The following is a 17,632-nucleotide window of genomic DNA, read 5'->3' as shown; positions in this document are numbered from 1 at the left end:
CGACGATTACCGCGATGAGCACGGAAAGAACCGTAAGGGGAATGCTTACCTTCTGTTTGCGTTCAGCCATCAGGTCTCACCTCCGTTGTTGACTTTGAACTGGGCGTATGCGATCAGCGCAAACACGATCATCACGACAGTGGAAATAGCGGACGCATAGCCGTATTCCATCTGATTGAAGCCCTTGTCAAAGATGTACTGGATGATATAGGTGGTGCTCAGGCCGGGGCCGCCCTGCGTGATGCCCTGTACCAAAGCGTATTCCTTGAGCAGGTTTACCGTGGAAAGCAGCACTACAAGGAACGTGGTGGGGCTGAGCATGGGCACCGTGATGCGCAGGAAAGACTGGAAGCTGTTGGCGCCGTCGATGCTGGCGGCCTCGTACAGGTCCGGTGAGATGTTGTTGATGCCGCCCACATAAATGATCATATTGAAGCCGATGGAGGCCCACACGGAGGCGAAGCCGATGACGAACGTGGCAAGCCCGGAGTTGAGCGACCATTCCAGCGGGGTGCCGCCGAAGGACTGGATGATGAAGTTGATAAGGCCGTATTCCTGGCTGAACATCCAGTTGATGGTGATGCCGACGACCAGGGCGCTCATCAGCACCGGGATGTAGATCATGGTGCGGGACAGGCTCTTGAGGCGTACACGGGGCGAGGTGACGAGCACTGCGATGAGCAGAGGGATGATCACGCGGAAGGGCAGGCAGCAGATGGTGTACACCAGCGTGCGGCCCATGGACGCGTAGAATTTGGAATCCTTAAACAGTGTGATATAGTTTTTGATGCCGACGAAGTCCATGACCTTCCAGCCATCGTAGTTCGTGAACGAGAACGCGATGCTCAGGACCAGCGGCAGCAGGAAAAAGATGCCGAACAGGATGCAGCAGGGCGCTACAAAGGCCCAGAATGCACCTGTATGCCTCAGCGATGATTTTTTCTTCAGCATTGCCATTCCTCCTATAATTTCAGCTTTTCCCGGCCGTTGTGCTTTATCACCATAAATTCACTGCGGGCCGGCCCCATTTCTGTGGTTTGAGTATAGCATTTTCTGCTCCGCAAGCTCTACTACTATTTTGCTTGTTTTGGTGCTGCTCTATTGCATTTTTTGCGTTATCGACGGTGAAAAGGCAGGAAGAGGGAAAGAAATGCAGCGGTTTGCCTAAATATGATAATAATATATTGTGCATAAATGCAAAAGTGGGGTTTTGGAAAAATTTGTTTTCCCGCCTCCCGGCTTTGGCTCTGTTCGGCGAAAAACAGCGGCCTTCCATGCTCTTTTCCAATTCTGCCGCACAGCTTTGCCGCCTTGGGGCAATATAGTAAAGCAGGTAAGTTATCCCCGTTGGAAAGAGCTGTTTTCTGTGGTGCCGTAAACGGCAGGCCCAACGCATGACGGGCCGCAGAGCAAAAAAACACCGGGACCTCATTTGGCAGGGTCCCGGTGTTTTGCTTGTTATGCGAGCTCGATGCGGAATGTTTTAAACTCGAAGGGGCGGATCTGGAAGGGGATGCCGCCGTTTTCCGGTACCGCCGCTTCGCCGCAGGCGTCCTCCATGGCGGTGCAGGGCGTGACGGCGCGCGTGCTGCCGGGCAGGGACAAAACGGCGCGGGTGCGCATGCCCCAGGCCTCGTACAGGCGCACGATGATGCCATTGCCGTCCTCGGCGCGCTTCACCGCCTCCACCACGACGCCCGGCGCGTCCACGGAGACGAAGGAGTAGCTTTCCGGCAGCGGGCCGTCCTGCGCGGCCAGAGGCCGGGCGTAAGCCGGGCAGTTCAGCGCGTAGCCCTCGCGCACCACGCCGCCTGTGCGGTAATCGCCCTCGTGGGGCAGCAGCGCGTAAGTGAACGTATGCGCACCGCGGTCCGCGTTGGGGTTGGGATGCGTGGGCGCACGCAGAAGCGACAGGCGCATCACGCCGTCGTGGATGTCGCAGCCGTATTTGCAGTCGTTCAGCAAAGCCACGCCGTAGCCGGCCTCGGAGAGGTCGGCCCATTTGTGCGCGCACACTTCAAAGCGTGCCGCGTCCCAGCTGGTGTTGCGGTGGGTGTCCCGCTCAATGCTGCCGAACTGGATGTCGTACCGCGCGCGGGTGGCATATACGTCCACGGGGAACGCGGCCTTGAGCAGCGCGTGCTCCTCGTGCCAGTCCACATGGGTGATAAAGTCGATGCGCCGGGTGTGCGGATAGAACACGATGCGCTGCTCCATTGCGGAGCGGGAAAACGCGCGCTTTACCAGCACACAGCAGCGCACGGCGCTGTTTTCTTCCACGCTCAGCTCGGCAGGGCCGTCCAGCTCCCACATGTGTTCGGAATAGTATTGCTCCAGGTTCCACGCGTCGTAGTTGTCGGGACGATCCTCGAACATCTGGAACACATTGCCCCGTGCGCCTGGCTTGAGCACCTCGCGCCGGGCCGCGATGTCGTACAGACGGGTGAATGCGCCGCAGGCGTCCAGCTCCGCTTCATAGAAAGGCGTGGTAATGCGCCGCCCGTCTTCGGAGACCTGCGCAAAGGGAACGGGCGCAGAGGCACAGCCGGCAAAGCGGTAGTGCCGCCAGCCCTTGGCGGGCAGCTCTGCGGCCACAAAGCACAGCTCGCCGTCCGCCCAGCGGAAGGGCAGGGGACGGCCGTCGGCCAGCACGCCCGCGACAGGCGCTTCCACAGGCACGCGCACCAGCGCGTCCCGTGCAAAGCCGAGCTGGTTGAACACCAGAACGCCGTCGCCGTCTGCGCGCACCAGCGCGGCCAGCGCGTTTTGCGCATCGCCGATGAGCGAGGCGTCGGAGGCCAGCACCTGCTCATACTGCTCCATGGAATCCTCGTACACCTTTTCAATGGAGGATCCGGGCAGGATATCGTGGAACTGGTTGAGCAGCGTCAGCTCCCAGTTGTGGGCCAGCGCTTCGGCGGGATAGGCATGGGCTGTGCCGCAGGCCAGATTCAGCGCGCTGAACAGCTCCGCGTCGGCGTTTTTGAACTCGGCCAGGCGGTTGTAGCGCTTGTTGCGTGCCATGGTGGTGAATACGCCGCGGTGGTATTCAAAATAGAACTCGCCGCACCAGCAGGGCACGTCCTGTCCGGCAAGGCGGCGTTCCAGCTCTTCAAAGAACGCCAGCGAAGTGCTTTGGCGTGTGCGGGGCGCGCCGGGGATGCCGTAAGCAAGGCGGCGCTGCAGCTCCAGCATCTCGGCCGTGGGGCCGCCGCCGCCGTCGCCGTAGCCGTAGCATTGCAGCACGTCGTCCGTCAGCGTCTTGTCCTGGAAGCGCTGCCAGCAGCCCATCACCTGCCTGGGCGCGAGAATGCCGTTGTAGGTGGTGTTAAACGAGGGGTTAGGGTCCTTGTCCGGCTTTTTGACGTAATCTTTTGTGGAGATGAAATAAGCCAGCACCTCGCTGCCGTCGATGCCGCGCCAGTGCGTCACATCGTGGGGCATCATGTCGGTGTCGTTCCAGGCCAGCTTCGTTGTCATGAAGTAATCCGCCCCGCACTGCTTCATGATCTGCGGCAGCGCGCCGCTGAAGCCGAAGGCGTCCGGCAGCCACAGAATGCGGTTCTCACGGCCGAACGCATCGCGGAAGAACCGCTTGCCGTGCAAAAACTGGCGCACCAGGCTTTCGCCCGAGGACATGTTGCAGTCGGCCTCCAGCCACATGCCGCCCTCCGGCTCCCACCGGCCCTGGGCCACGCGCGCCCGGATGCGCTCATACAGGGCTGGGCAGTCGCGCTTGACGAAATCGTAAAGCTGGGGCTGGCTGGACATAAAGGTGTATTCGGGATAGCGTTCCATCAGGTAATCCACGCTGGCAAAGCTGCGGATGGCCTTTTCCCGCGTTTGGGCAAGGCTCCACAGCCACGCCACGTCGATGTGCGTGTGGCCCACGCAGGCTTCGGTGGCGTCTGTCCGGCCGCAGAAGCCGTCGTAAAATTCCGTGCGCAGATACTCGCGCGCGTCCCGCACGCTTTGGGCGAAGGCTCCGCTGTCCAGATCCCTCAGGTCCAGCAGGTTGAGGGCGCGGTTCAGGTGCTTCATGATGCCGATGGCACGCGTGTCGTCATCCGCAAGAAGCGCGCACACCTCGTACGGGGCGCGCAGGTCATAGTAAAGCCCCGTTACGTCGTCGTCGCGCTCGGCGGTCTCCACGCGCAGGAACACATCCCGCGCGGGTGTGTTGCAGTAGACGTACAGCGCCAGCTCGTGGCTTTCGCCGGGAACCGCGCAGGCTGCAAGGTCGAACTCGTTGTGGTTTACGTCCAGCCCGCATACCAGCCGGCCGTCCACATAGGCCAGAAACTGGGGATTGTTGTTGTTCCAGATATCGGAGGCGCCGGTGGATACCAGACAGACCACGCGTTTTCCGGCGCTGGCCTCGGGCAGCGTTACTGTGCCTTTGAAGCAGTGGTGCGCCTCCAGCCCGCCGAAAGCGTCGCCGGGGGCAAAGGGCTCCCAGCTTGCGGCATCGGCGTGTACGGTGTCCCAGCCGTGGTAGGCGCATTCGGTGCGGCGCAGGCCCTCCACCGGTGTGCGCCCGCGCAGGGAGCGTTCCTTCAGCGCCTTCAAAATGGGAGGCATGCGGTGGCGCAGTTGTTCAGTCGTCATGTGTTTCCCTCTCTTTCTCACGGGGCGTGCGGTGCGCGCCCCGGCTGTTCCGTTCCATTCCGCCGCCGCGCGGCGGCCACGGCGCATCCGCCGTGTTTTAGGCGCACCCATTATAGCACGCGCCGGAGCGCCTGGCTATCCGTTTTTTGCTTTGCTTGCGGCGGCAAGCTTGCATTCGTTGCTTTGCGGCGCACCCCTGCGCAAGCCCGCGCCGTGCCGCTCCGCCGTCAGCCGCTGCCGAGCAGGGCGTCCAGAGAACGCTCGAACACCGTGGCCGCCGCGCCGATGACGCCCGCGTCCGCGCTCACCGAAGGCTCCACGCGCACGGGCGTGCTCTCGGGCAGGGCGGCGCGCAGCGCTTCGGACACTTGAGTACAAAGCTGCATGCCCAGGGCGCCGGGCACGATGCCCGCCAGCACGCACAGCTCCACGTCCAGCGTCATCACAAGGCTGTAAACAGCGCCGCTCAGCGGGCCGCACAGATAGTCCCGCATGGCCTGTGCGCTGGCTTCGCCCGGCTGTGCGCCGTCCCGCAGCGCTGCGCCGAAGCGGCGCTCCAGCGCGGCCAGACACACGGCGTCCTCCAGCGTTTCCCGCGCGGCGCTGCGCCCGGGCGCACCCAGCGCCGGCTGCAGAAGCATCGCGCCTACCTCGCCCGCGCGGCAGCGCGCGCCGCGGCGCAGTTTTCCGTCCAGGCGCACCGCGCCGCCGCAGCCCGAGCCGATGGACAGATAAAGCATATTGGCCGCTCCGCCCGCGCCGCGCCGCAGGAATGCCTCGCCCTCGCAGGCGAGGTTCGCATCGTTTTCCAGATAGACGGGCAGCTCCACTTCCCGCCAGAACGCGGGGAATACCTGCGCAAAGGAGGTGGGCTGCTGGATGTCCATGGCCGCGTAGCTGACGATGGCCGCCGCGTCCGGGTCCAGGTTGGCGGGAAAGCCGATGCACACGCCCAGAACAGGAGCGCCGTTTGCCGCAGCGCACATGCGCCGGATGGCCGCCGCAAGGGGGGAAAGGTCCCGCGTGCGTGCGAAATCGCCCAGCTCGATGGTTTCCCGCGCCTGCACGCCGCCCGCCATATCCGCCAGCCCCACGCGGGCAAAGCGTCCCTCGCATTCCACGCCCACAGCGCGGTAAGCTCCCGGCTCAAAGCGCAGCAGGCGCCCTTTCCGCCCGGCGCCGGCCGCGGGGCCGGTTTCATCCAGCTCCACCAGCAGGCCCTTTTCCAGAAAGGCGTCCACTACCTTCATTGCGGTGGGGAAGCTCATGCCCGTGTCCCGGGTGATCTCCGCGCGGCTCATCTGGCCGCGCTCACGCAGCAGGTCGAACACGAGGCGGCGGTTTTTTCCCTTGAGATAATTCGGAAGATATGGTTCCATACGGCCCTCCCGCGCGCTGCAGCGCGCACAGATATCCAAAAGTTATGATAATCATACCATCCCTGTGCCCGGCGGTCAAAGGGGAAAGCGGCCGCCGCGGGGTGGAGAATAAATTTTTTTGCAGGAGGGCTTGCGCTCCCGGCCGCGTTATGCTATAGTGAAAACAAATTACTAAACAAACTTTAGTAATTGAAGTGCAAATGCAGATACGGACAAAATCAAAAAGCAAGGGAGCAGAGGAACGATGCATGAAGAAAAGATCGCACTGGTGGACGGCCAGGTAAAAGCAGTGCAGCAGGCTGTGGCGGCCCGCGCTGTGGAAAACGTCTATTTTGTGGCCTGCGGCGGTTCGCTGGCCACGCTGTACCCGGGCAAGTATATCCTTGAGCGCGAAACGGCGGCGGTGAGCACCGGGGCCTATACGGCGGCGGAGTTTTTGAACGATCCCCCCGCGCGCCTGGGCGAAAAGAGCCTGGTGGTGCTCAATTCCCAAAGCGGCGGCACGCCGGAGACCGCCGCGGCGGCACGGCTGGCCACCGGGCGCGGCGCGCTGACGGCGGCGTTCACCACCACGCCCGGTTCGGCTCTGGAGCAGGCGGCGGACCATATCGTTTATTACTTCGACGACCCGGCGTCCCCGTATCCCGCGGTGCTGACGATCTTTCCCGAGGTATACAAGCTGACCTACGCGCTGCTGGATGTGTGGAACGGCACGGGCCGCCTGCCGGAAGTGAACGCGGCCATGCTGCGCCTGCAGGATACCTTCGACGAAGCGTGCGCGGCCTACCGCCCCGCGGCGCGGGCGTTCGGCGCAAAATACGCTGGGGAACCCATCCTCTATTCCATTGCGGCGGGCCTGGACGCCTGCGTAGGCTATGTGCTGACGAACTGCCTGGTGATGGAATCCCTGTGGAAGCACTCCTCGCCGCTGCACGCGGGCGAGTTTTTCCACGGTGCGTTTGAGGCTGTGGATGATACGGCCGCGGTGTTTGCGCTGCTGGGTCTGGGCAAAACGCGGGCCCTGGAGGAACGCGCGGTGAAGTTTTTACAGCGCAAGACCGGGAAGCTGACTGTGCTGGACGCGGCCGCGCTGGATCTCGAGGCTTATCCCGGCTGGCTGCGTGCGCCGGTATCCGCACTGGTGCTCAACCGTCTGGCCGCGCTGTATTGCGACGAGATGTCCTATGCGATGGGACACCCTATTTCCTCGCGCCGGTACATGGGGGTGGAAAAATACTGATGAAGCTGCTTGGCATAGGAGACAACGTGCTGGACGATTACCGCTGGCGGCAGGAGCTGTACCCGGGGGGCAACAGCGTCAATGTGCCCGTGCTGGCCCGCCGCTACGACGGAAGCACAGCAGCCTATATCGGCGTGCTGGCCGATGACGGCGCGGGGCTGCATTTTGCCTCCGCCCTGCGGGAGGAAGGCGTGGATATCAGCCGCGTGCGTGTGATGCACGGCATCAGCGCGCGCAATTACATCGAGCTGGACGAGGCGGGCGACCGCCACTTTGTGGGCAACAACGGCCGGGAGACCGCGCAGTACCAGGCGCTGCTGTGCCTGACGCCCGGCGACTACGCCATGATGGAGCAGTACGACCTGGCGCACACCAGCATCCACAGCTGGCTGGATGCCTACCACCCGGCCATCAGCCGCCGGGTGCCGCTCTCTCTGGACTTTTCCGGCGAGTACGACCGGGTGAACATCGCCCAGCTCTGCCCGCTGCTGCGGTTTGCTTTCTTTTCCGGCGGCGCCGCCAGCGAGGAAGAGGTGCGGGCGCTGGCCCGCACTGCGCTGGACGCCGGAGCGCGCACGGTCGTGGTGACGATGGGCGTGCGCGGTTCTTATCTGCTGGAGCAGGGGCGTGAGCACAGGCAGGAGTGTGTGCGTGCAGACGTGGTGGACGCGCTGGGCGCGGGCGATGCGTTCATTGCGGCATTTCTTGCGGAATACCACGCGGGCGGCGGGGATCTGGCGGACGCAGCGCAGAAGGCGAGCGTATTTGCCGCGCAGTGCTGCGGCCATTACGGCGCGTTCGGCCACGCCATGCCGCATCCGGACAGGTGCGCCGGGGAGCAGGCGGATCTCTGTTTATAATATAACTTACTTTATATAAAAAACACAAAAGACGCAGAAGAGGGCCTGCCGCGGCTCCGCTTTTGCGTCTTTTATCTGTAGGGACATAGAAAGGTTACGAAATTATGACAATGCGATATTGCATTTTTTTCTTTGCCTTTTCCCGTGGAACGGGCTTTGGCAGGCGCTTTGCTGCAAAACGCACACAGATTTGATAGATTTTGATTGGGATTATTACCAATTTTGAACAAAATGCTTGATGCATTTTGCCTAAGATGAAAAATGCAAAGCAAAAAATGCAATACAATCTGAAGCAACACAGCAAAATAGGAGTAGTTTCCGCGAAAGGGCGAATGCTATACTTAAGGCACAGAAAAACGGCGGCGGCACATGCTTCCCGGGAGATGCGCGTCCCGCTGTTTTGAGGAAGAAACCTGCGCCCGCAGGGCGCAGCGGTAATCTTTAGGAGGTTTAACGTATGAAAAAGGTACTTTCCCTGCTTCTTGTTGCCGCCATGGCGCTCATGCTCGTCGCATGCGGCGGCAGCTCCAGCAGCACGCCTGCGGCTTCCGGTTCCACGGCGGCGTCCGGCTCTGCCGAGGCGCCTACGGGCCAGACGCTGAAGGTCATGCTTTCCGAGGAGCCCAGCAGCGGCGATTCCTTCACCACGACACTGAATAAATGGGCCGAGGAGACCGGCAACAGCGTGGAGCTCATGGTCATTCCCTACGACGACCAGCTCACCAAGTTCCCCCTCATGGCCAAGAACAAGGACCTGCCCGACCTCGTTTCCACCACGCGTCTGAGCCGTCTGTATCCGGATGAGTTTGTGGACCTGGGCCAGGTCGTCGACACCTCGATCTTCGAGCCGATGGCACTGGAGATCATCAGCCAGGAATATAACTCCGACAAGCTCTCCTGCCTGCCCCTGCAGTTCACCATCACCAACGTGTTCTACAACAAGGACGCTTTCGAGGCCGCCGGCCTGGAGGTTCCCACTGTGGACGACCGCTGGACGATGGATGAAGTGTACGAGGCCGCTGCGAAGCTGATGGCCGACGGCGGTGTGAAGTACGGCATGGCCGTGGATTTCTCCCGCGCCCGTTATGACAACCTGATGTATATGAACGGCGGCTCCATGGTGGAAAAGGATGGCGATTCCTTCAAGGTCGCCATCAACAGCCAGGCCAATATCGACACCCTGCAGACCTTCGTGGACAAGAACAACGAGGGCATTATGCCCAAGGCCATCTGGGCCGGCGGCTCCACCGACAACCCCGGCGATTACTTCAAGAACGGCGACGTGGGCATGTACTTCTCCGGTTCCTGGAACTACAATGCATTCACCACGGACATCACCGGCTTTGAATGGGGCGTTATGCCTTCTCCGGTCGGCTCTGTGAGCGGTTCCGCGATTCTGGGCGGCTCCGGTCTGGCCGTGCCCGAGAACTCCGCCAACAAAGATCTGGCGCTCTCCTTCATCAAGTGGTTCTATGAGGAGGAAAACTTCTCTTACTACCTCGATCTGGACAAGGGCCTGTCCTCTCTGACGGGCGTGACGTACCAGCCCGCCGACGAGAAGGCTGCCGCGGACTACACGGTCCTGCAGGCGGAAGTCGGCCAGACGACTACCCTGTTCAGCGTGGACGAATCCTCCATGTGGAGAAACTATCTGGACAATGAGTACCGCGATGCTCTGAAGCAGGCGGTGAACGGCGACATGACAGCTGAGGAAGCCCTCAATGATTTCGCCGCCGCTCTGGCCGAGAAATCCGGCTGGGCCCAATAAGCAGAAAAGAAGCGGTCATACCGCAGCGTGTTTGAAAACGCCCCGCCCGGATGGGCGGGGCGTTTTCGCACGGCAAACGGGAAGGGAGACATGCGGAATGGAAAAGCCGCAGTACACCGCTGCGCACCTGAAGGGCATGAACCGCCATGTCGTATATGATTTTATTCGGGAACGGGGAGCAACTTCCAAAGCGCAGATCGTCAAGGAAACGGGCATCAGCCCGCCCACCGTCATCAAGATCGTGTCGTACCTTGTGGAGCGGGGCCTTGTGGTGGAGGCCGGCGAGGGTGCGGCCGGCGTGGGACGCCGGCCGCAGCTGCTGGCCATCAACGGGCCGGGCCGATTTTCGGCGGTGTTCGCGCTGGAAGGTTCGTTTCTCTCCATGGGGCTGGTGGACATCTCCGGCCGTGTGCTCCACAGGCAGAAAACACGCACGGCGCAGGATTTCGGCGCGTTTCTGGCCGAGGTGCGCGACGGGCTGGTGAGCAGCCTGCTGCACGCTGCCGGAGCAGACCCTGCACGGCTGATCGGCGTGGGCGTCACGCTGCCCGGGACGTATGACCCCGCGCGCCGCGTGCTGGATTACGCGCCCGCCATCGGTGTGTTCGGGCCGGTGGAGATCGGCCCGTGGATGGACGGGATGACGCAGAAGTTCGGCGTGCCCGTTTATGTGGAAAACGACACCAACGCCCAGTGCATGGGCGAGCATGAGCTTTGCCGTGCGCGGGACCTTGTGTATGTTTCGGCGGGAACGGGCGTGGGTGCGGGGGTCATGCTGGACGGCCGCCTGCGACGGGGCGAAACGAACAAATGCGGCGAGATCGGCTACAATGTGTTTTTCGAGGATTATAAGCGCACGGCCCGCGCAGCGGGCTGCCTGGAGCAGCGCATCGGTTACCATGTGCTGGAGCAGCAGTTCGCCCTGGACCGTTTTTCCCGCCGCAGCCAGATCCCGCCCGCGCTTCTGGCGCAGATGGCGGCCCAGGTGACGAAGCCCCTGGCGCTTTGCATCGCCAACCTGACGCATGTGCTGGACTGCAGCACCGTGGTGCTGGGCGGCGAGGTAGCCGAGCTGCTGGGCGACGAGCTTCTGGACGCGCTGAACGCCAGGCTGGAGGAGCTGTGCCTCTCGCCGGTGCGGGTGCGCCGTCCGGCCAGCGCGGACGACGGCCTCATCGGCATGGCGGCCCATATCACGCGCATGGAAGTGGATGCGCTTTTGGAGGAGGAATAGGCTGTGGCATATTTAAAGTTTCCGCTGTTTCTGGGGCGATACGTCAACCGCTGGCTCGTCAGCGGCATTGCCCAGACGCCCGTGCATTTCACACCGGTGACGCTGCACGGGGATATCAACCTGTGGCTGAAAAAGGGATTTTCCGTTCATGAAAATCCCTGCAAGACAGAATTCGTACGCGCGCGCCGGGCATGCCCCGCCGCGCTGCCCGCTGTATGCGAGCCGGTGCCCGGCGGCCGCGTTGGAGACGGCGCGTCGCCCCAGACGTTTGCCGTGTACTGGCCCTTCGACGACATCAGCCTTGACATCTCCGGCGGATGGGACGCGCCCACGCATATCCGCGCCTGGGCGTATACCGAGCTTTGGGCGGACGAGGACGGCCCCGCGCCGTTCCTCTTTACGACCTGCGGCGGAGCAGCCGTGTGGCTGAACGGCGAGAAGGTGCTGGAATTTACGCCCTTCACCCGCAACATCCCCGCGGATACGCCGCTGGAGCTGACGCTGCGCAAGGGCAGAAACAGCGTGCTGGTGTTTTTTGATGACCTGGCCGAGCGGGACGCGGCGTTCCTGCTGCGTTTGTGCTGGCAGGGAACGGATGCGCCGCCGGAGCAGCGCGTGCCGGTGGGCGCGGCGAACCCCACGCTGCTGGAGCAGGGCGAGCAGGCCATGCGCAGCCTTTGCTTCAGCCGCAACCATTATGCGGCGGGCCCCGTCAGTCTGCGGTGTGAAAATCCTTTCGCCCAGCAGACGCTGCATGTAACGCTGGAGGGCGCTACGGAGGAAAACGAGCAGGCGGGCGTGCTGTTCACGCGCACAGCGGATTTTGCCCCCGGGCAGACACGGGCGTCCCTGGGGGACTGCGCCGAGTTCCCGTTCGGATTTCTTCTGCTGCAGGCCACCGCTGTGGTGGAGGGAATAGCCATCACCCGCCCCATCACCGTGGAAACGCACGCCTCGGCTCTGCTGCCCCATGCGGCGGACACCGTGGCCGGGCGCAAGCGGCAGGCGCTGGAATTCCTGGCGCACTTCGGCGAGCAGAACACCAACCGGGCCGTGGCGCTGCTGGCAACGGGCGGCAGCCCGGACGAGGCGCAGCGCCTCATTGCCGCGCAGGTGCGCTTTGTAGACCGCCGGTGCGACTGCAGTGATTTTTACCTCGTTTATTTTCCGCATATCCTGCGGGCCTGGGGCGCACAGGGCGCCGGCCTGCTCTCGCCGGAGCTGGAGCGCGCCATGCGGGCGTGCATCCTGAACTTCCGTTACTGGATGGATGAACCGGGCGACGACGTGATGTGGTTTTACAGTGAGAACCACGCGCTGATGTTTCATACCTGTCAGCTGCTGGCCGGGGAGCTGTATCCGTCGGAGACCTTTTCCAACAGCGGCATGACGGGCGTACAGATGCAGCAGAAAGCGAAGGGCCTGCTGCTGGAATGGTTCCGGGGATTTTTAAACGAGGGCTTTACGGAATGGAACTCCAGCGCTTACCTGCCCATCGACCTGCTGGGCCTGGCCAGCCTCTATGCCTGGACGCAGGACGGAGAGCTGCGGGCACTGGCAAAACGGGGCATGGACTATGTGTTTTATCTGCTGGCCGTACACAGCCGCAAAGGCTTTTTCGCAGGGTCCTCCGGACGCACGTACCTCAAGGAGCAGTTCGGAAACTGGTCCAACTGCACATCGTTCATGAGCTGGATCGGCTATGGCTGCGGCACTCCGGGCCACGCGGGCAAGGGCGTGGTTTCCCTTTGCCTGTCGGATTACGAGCCGCCGCGGGACTATGCGGCCTATTTCAATGTAGAGCCGGGTTTTGAACTTGTGTGCCGCTCCACGCATGGTTATCAGAAGCACGTAGATCTTTATACCTATAAAACGTCGGGCTATCTGATGACAAGCGCGGCGGATTTCCGGCCCGGAAATCCGGGCTATCAGGAAAATCCGCTGCAGCTCACATTCACACCCACGGCGCAGCTCTGGATCAGCCATCCGGGTGAGCGGGCGCTGTACGGCAAGGGGCGTCCGTCCTATTGGGCGGGCAACGGCACGCTGCCCCGTGTCAACCAGTACAAAGGCTTCGCCACGGTGTTTTATGATATCGCGCCGGAACACCCGGTGGATTTCACGCATCTGTATCTGCCCACAATGGAATTTTATCTGTGCCGCGTACAGGGTCCCTGGGTGTTTGCGCAGGAGGGAGACGCCTACTGTGCGGTCTATTGCTCGGCCGGGCTCACGGCCCAGCGCTTCGGCCCGAACGCCGAGCGTGAGTTCATTGCGCCCGGCCGCCGCTGCGTGTGGCTGGTGCGCGCCGCGCAGACGGATGAATTCCCCAGCTTTGCGGCGTTCATCACGGCCATGCTGGCCGCGCCGCTGGAGGTGGACGCCCAGCGGCTTGCCTGCCGCTTTGAGGACCCGGTATACGGAGTGCTGCGCAGCGGCTGGAACGAACGCCTTTCGGTGAACGGCGCGGCAATGGAATATGGCGGCAGCGACCAGTACGGCGTGCTGGAGCTGCGGGAAAAACAACAGCCTGCCGCGGATGCGCAGGCATAGGAGGAAAGAATATGCTGGACCAGAAGACCCTGCACGCGGCGCTCAAAAAGGTATCGGCCGCGATGATGCATCTGGAAAATACGGGCTTTGAGGAAAAGTACCCCATCGGCCTCATCGACATCAACCTGTGGGAATGGCCGCAGGGCGTGGGCCTGTACGGCCTTTACAATTATTATAAGCTGACGGGAGACCGCGGGACGTTCGATTTCCTGTGCGGCTGGTATGACGCGCGCATGGCCGAGGGCCTGCCCGAGCGCAACGTCAACACGACCTGCCCCATGCTCACGCTGCTGTGCGTGTACGAGGACACACAGGACGAACGCTACGGCGCGCTGTGCCGGGATTGGGCCGAGTGGGTGATGCACGGGCTCATCCGCACGGGCGACGGCGCGTTTCAGCACATGATCACCGGCGACGCCAACGACAGCCAGATGCTTATCGACACACTGTTCATGACGGTGCTGTTCCTGGCCAAAGCAGGCGTGGTGTTCGGCCGCAAGGACTATGTGGAGGAAGCAAAGCGCCAGTGCCTGGTCCACATCAAGTATCTGTATGACACAAGCTGCGGGCTGTATTTCCATGGATACGACTTCAAGGGACGCCACAACTACGGCCGTGTGCATTGGGCACGCGGAAACTCCTGGTACACCTGCGGCATCATGGAGCTGATCGGCCTTATCCCCATCGAGCCGGGGCTGCGGCAGTATTTCCTCGACACCTTCCGCGCCCAGGTGGACGCGCTGTGCGCCTGCCAGGCGGAGGACGGCATGTGGCATACGATCTTGGACGACCCGGCGTCTTATAAGGAAAGCTCGGCCACGGCGGCGTTTGCCTACGGAATGCTCAAGGGCGTCCGTCTGGGCTTTTTGCCCGCGCAGTATGAGGCACCGGCCCTGCGCGCCGTGCAGGCCGTGCTGGCCCGCGTGGATGCCGCGGGCATCGTGGGCGGCGTTTCCTACGGCACGCCTGTGGGCAATGACGCACAGTTTTATAAGGATATCCCCGTCTGTCCCATGACATACGGGCAGGCCATGGCCATCCTGATGCTGGCCGAGGCGCTGTACCACACCGGGGAGGACGCGTGATGGAAACAGGCGCGAACGTCCCTCTGTATGGGCCGTATTCCAAAAAATATCTGGGCCTTTCCAAAATCGTTCCGCGGGCGCAGGTGCCGGGCGCGCGGTTCGACCTTGTCGTTCACCCCACCTGCGTGAACGGTGCGGCGCCCGTTCCCAACACCACGTTTCCCTGTGGGTATCATCCGTGGCAGGCCGCGCCGGACGGCTCGTTTTACAGCTACCGCTGCGAGCTGCTGCCCAAGGACAGGCTGTACGCGAGCATTGCGTTTTTTCGCCTGGATGAAAACGCGTGGGGCGTGCGCACGCGGTTCCACAACCGGACAGAGCTGCCCCGAAATTGTATGCTCAACTATTTCTGCGCGCTGGAATACCCGGCTGCGCGGCGGACGCTGCCCGTTCTGCCGGAGGGCGCGGTCCGCTGGCATGCGCTGGACTATGCTTCCTATACTTACGCGCAGCCGCGTCCGTGGGACGGCCTTGCGCCCGACGCGCTCCAAAAAGGTGAGTTCCGCGACGAGGCGTTCACAGACGGCCACGGCCTGGGCGACCGCGTGCCTCACGCCCACATGCCGCGCCTTGCGGGCCTGCGTCCCTTTGGCGCGCAGGCCGGGGATGCTGTGGGCTACCGCGTCGCCGTTCCCGGGTTTGAGGATGCCGCGCTCACGGTGCGATACCGTACCGTACCGCCGCAGGGCGGGCACGGAGAAAGGGGCGCTTCGGCGGAGCCGGTGGTGTTCGATACTGCGTTCGGTCCGCTGTCCTTTCCGCCCAGCGGCGCGCCCGCGTTTGTTTCGTTCCCGCTGGGCGCGGTGCCGCCGGGGGAGCTTGCGCTCACGCTGACGGCGCGCGGTACCGGCGGCGCGGGCGTGGAGCTGGACTTTTTTGCGGTGACGGCCCGCGCCCGGGCGGCTGCCGTCGGTGTGTGCACACAGGAGCCGGATGCCAGGCCCGTATTGGAACGGGAAAGGGACGGGCAGTACCGCCTGCGCTATGCCGGCGTGGACGAAGCGTTCTGTGTGCGCGTATACGGCGAAAGGCGGCGGGAGCGCCTGCTGGAGACCGGCTCTCTGGAGGATGCGCTCATCTCCCGCCTGTCCAACCCGGACCATACCTTCGACGATGTGCTGAACCCGTTTTCCGGTTCGTTCCGGCGCAAGCACAGTGACCCGGGCTGGTATCAAAACCTGCTGGTGAGCGGGCTGTTCCTGCAGCCCGGGGCCTGCCACACAGAATACGCCGTGCTCTCGGCCACGCCCCGGACGGACACGCCGCAGGCACTGGAGCAGGTGTTCCGCGCGGGCAAGCGCCGGGCAAAGCTGCCGGCCTTCAATCCGGCGGGCAGGCGCTACCGGCTGTCGGTGCGGTGCCTGCGCGCCGCCGCGCTGACGAATGTCGTTTATCCTTTGTACCGCAGGGGTGAAATGGTGGCGCATTATACGCCGGGAAAACGGTGGGATTCTTTCTACACATGGGACTCCGGCTTCATCGGCCTGGGCCTGGCACAGGCGGACGCAGAGCTGGGCCGCCGCGTGCTGGAGCAGTATCTTTCCGGCCCGGAAAACAGCGATTTTGCCTTTGTGCACCACGGCTCGCTGGTTCCGGTGCAGTTTTACCTGTACCAGGACCTGCTGGCGCGCGCGCAGGATAAGGCCGGGCTGCTGCGGCTGTATCCGGCGATGCGGCGGTATTACGAATTTTTGGCCGGACGGGGCGAAGGCTCCACGACCGCGCGCTTTGCAAGCGGCCTGCTGACGAATTACGATTATTTCTACAACGCCAGCGGAATGGACGACTATGCGGCACAGGTGCTGATGCATGCGAAGGGCCTTTCGGGCCGCGCCGCACCCGTCCTGTTCACCGCCCATGTCATCCGCGCGGCGAAGATCCTGCGCCAGAGCGCGCGGCGCCTGGGGCTCGTGAAGGACGAGGAGCGCTGCGGGCGGGACATCGAGCGGCTTTCCGCCGCGCTGCAGTGCGCCTGGGACGGGGAATGCGGCTACTTCAGCTATGTGCTGCACGATGACGAAGGAAGGCCGCAGGGCTTTCTGCGTACGGACGCGGGCGAGAACGCAAACAAGGGGCTGGACGGTGTTTATCCGCTGGTGGCGGGCGCATGTACGGCACGGCAGCAAAGCACGGCGCTGGCACATCTGAAAAGCACGAAGGAGCTGTTCTCACCCGTTGGGCTCACAGCCGTGGACATGTCCGCGTCTTATTACCGGGATGACGGCTATTGGAACGGCGCGGTGTGGTTCTCGCACCAGTGGTTTTTCTGGAAAACCATGCTGGACCTGGGCGAGGGCGCGTTCGCATGGGACATCGCGCGCACGGCGCTGGAGGCATGGAAGCGGGAGGTGGACGACAGCTACGACACCTTTGAAATGATCAACATCGCCACGGGGCGCGGGGGCTGGTTCCACCAGTTCGGCGGGCTGTCGTGTCCGGTGTATCTGTGGGCGTGCGCGTATTTCCAGCCCGGCACGGTGAACTGCGGTTTTGACGTGTGGCTGGAGCGCGCATCCTTTACAAAGAACTGTACGGCCTGCACGCTGGAACTTTCCACCCGGGATTGTGCGCGGGATGCGCTGGTGCTGGCGGCGCTGTGCCCCGGCACACGCGTGCGCGCCGTTTTGGGCGGCACAGTGCTGCCCTGCACCGAGCGCGCGCCCGGCGCGTGGGAGGTCACGGTGCCGCACGGGCTGAAAAACGCCGTGGTGGAGCTGCGGCCGGAATGACCCCTGCATACGCGGTGTGAAGCTTCCGTGCAGAACAAGGCCCCGCCCGTCCGCATCTGCTGCGGACGGGCGGGGCCTTCCAGGTCGTCGAAAAAAAGTAAAGAAGTAAAAGAAGAGTCCGGGGAAAAAGCTGGCGGTGGCAAAGCCATGCATCTTTGCGCAGCAAAGTGCAGGCC

At 62.9% G+C, this 17,632-nt stretch carries 10 protein-coding genes; 7 read left to right on the top strand and 3 right to left on the bottom strand.

What is annotated here, in order from left to right:
* Positions 1-69: 69 nt before the first annotated feature.
* From TQ39_RS14430 to TQ39_RS14420, 3 genes are all read right to left on the bottom strand, one after another.
* Positions 70-951, bottom strand: a complete 882-nt coding sequence (locus TQ39_RS14430) for a carbohydrate ABC transporter permease (RefSeq protein ID WP_009322415.1) — start codon at positions 949-951, stop codon at positions 70-72.
* Positions 952-1,458: 507 nt separating this feature from the next.
* Positions 1,459-4,608: an alpha-mannosidase gene (locus tag TQ39_RS14425; protein ID WP_050006030.1), complete on the bottom strand. Its 3,150-nt coding sequence runs from the start codon at positions 4,606-4,608 to the stop codon at positions 1,459-1,461.
* A gap of 227 nt (positions 4,609-4,835) precedes the next feature.
* Entirely contained in the window at positions 4,836-5,987 is a 1,152-nt protein-coding gene (locus TQ39_RS14420) for an ROK family protein (protein ID WP_133304167.1), read from the bottom strand.
* Positions 5,988-6,231: 244 nt separating this feature from the next.
* Between TQ39_RS14420 and TQ39_RS14415 the strand changes: the two genes are divergently transcribed.
* The 7 genes from TQ39_RS14415 to TQ39_RS14385 all read left to right on the top strand — a co-directional run bounded on the left by TQ39_RS14415 (position 6,232) and on the right by TQ39_RS14385 (position 17,456).
* Positions 6,232-7,227: an SIS domain-containing protein gene (locus TQ39_RS14415; protein WP_050006028.1), complete on the top strand. Its 996-nt coding sequence runs from the start codon at positions 6,232-6,234 to the stop codon at positions 7,225-7,227.
* The gene (locus TQ39_RS14410) at positions 7,227-8,087 is read left to right on the top strand and encodes a PfkB family carbohydrate kinase (RefSeq protein ID WP_050006027.1); all 861 of its coding nucleotides are present in this window, start codon (positions 7,227-7,229) and stop codon (positions 8,085-8,087) included. Before TQ39_RS14415 ends, TQ39_RS14410 begins: the two co-directional genes overlap by 1 nt.
* A 457-nt stretch (positions 8,088-8,544) precedes the next feature.
* The gene (locus tag TQ39_RS14405; protein WP_009322420.1) at positions 8,545-9,855 is read left to right on the top strand and encodes an ABC transporter substrate-binding protein; all 1,311 of its coding nucleotides are present in this window, start codon (positions 8,545-8,547) and stop codon (positions 9,853-9,855) included.
* A gap of 97 nt (positions 9,856-9,952) precedes the next feature.
* A complete protein-coding gene (locus TQ39_RS14400) occupies positions 9,953-11,089 on the top strand; it encodes an ROK family transcriptional regulator (protein ID WP_050006026.1) in 1,137 nt (378 codons plus the stop codon).
* Positions 11,090-11,092: 3 nt separating this feature from the next.
* Entirely contained in the window at positions 11,093-13,642 is a 2,550-nt protein-coding gene (locus tag TQ39_RS14395; protein ID WP_050006025.1) for a hypothetical protein, read from the top strand.
* 11 nt (positions 13,643-13,653) lie between these two features.
* Entirely contained in the window at positions 13,654-14,727 is a 1,074-nt protein-coding gene (gene bglB, locus TQ39_RS14390) for a beta-galactosidase BglB (RefSeq protein ID WP_050006024.1), read from the top strand.
* Entirely contained in the window at positions 14,727-17,456 is a 2,730-nt protein-coding gene (locus TQ39_RS14385; RefSeq protein ID WP_050006023.1) for an MGH1-like glycoside hydrolase domain-containing protein, read from the top strand. Before bglB ends, TQ39_RS14385 begins: the two co-directional genes overlap by 1 nt.
* Positions 17,457-17,632 lie beyond the last annotated feature (176 nt).

The organism is Ruthenibacterium lactatiformans (assembly GCF_000949455.1).
Classification (GTDB): Bacteria; Bacillota; Clostridia; order Oscillospirales; family Ruminococcaceae; genus Ruthenibacterium; species Ruthenibacterium lactatiformans.
The sequence above is the reverse complement of the archived record's forward strand: the minus strand, read 5'-3'. Positions and strand labels throughout refer to the sequence as shown.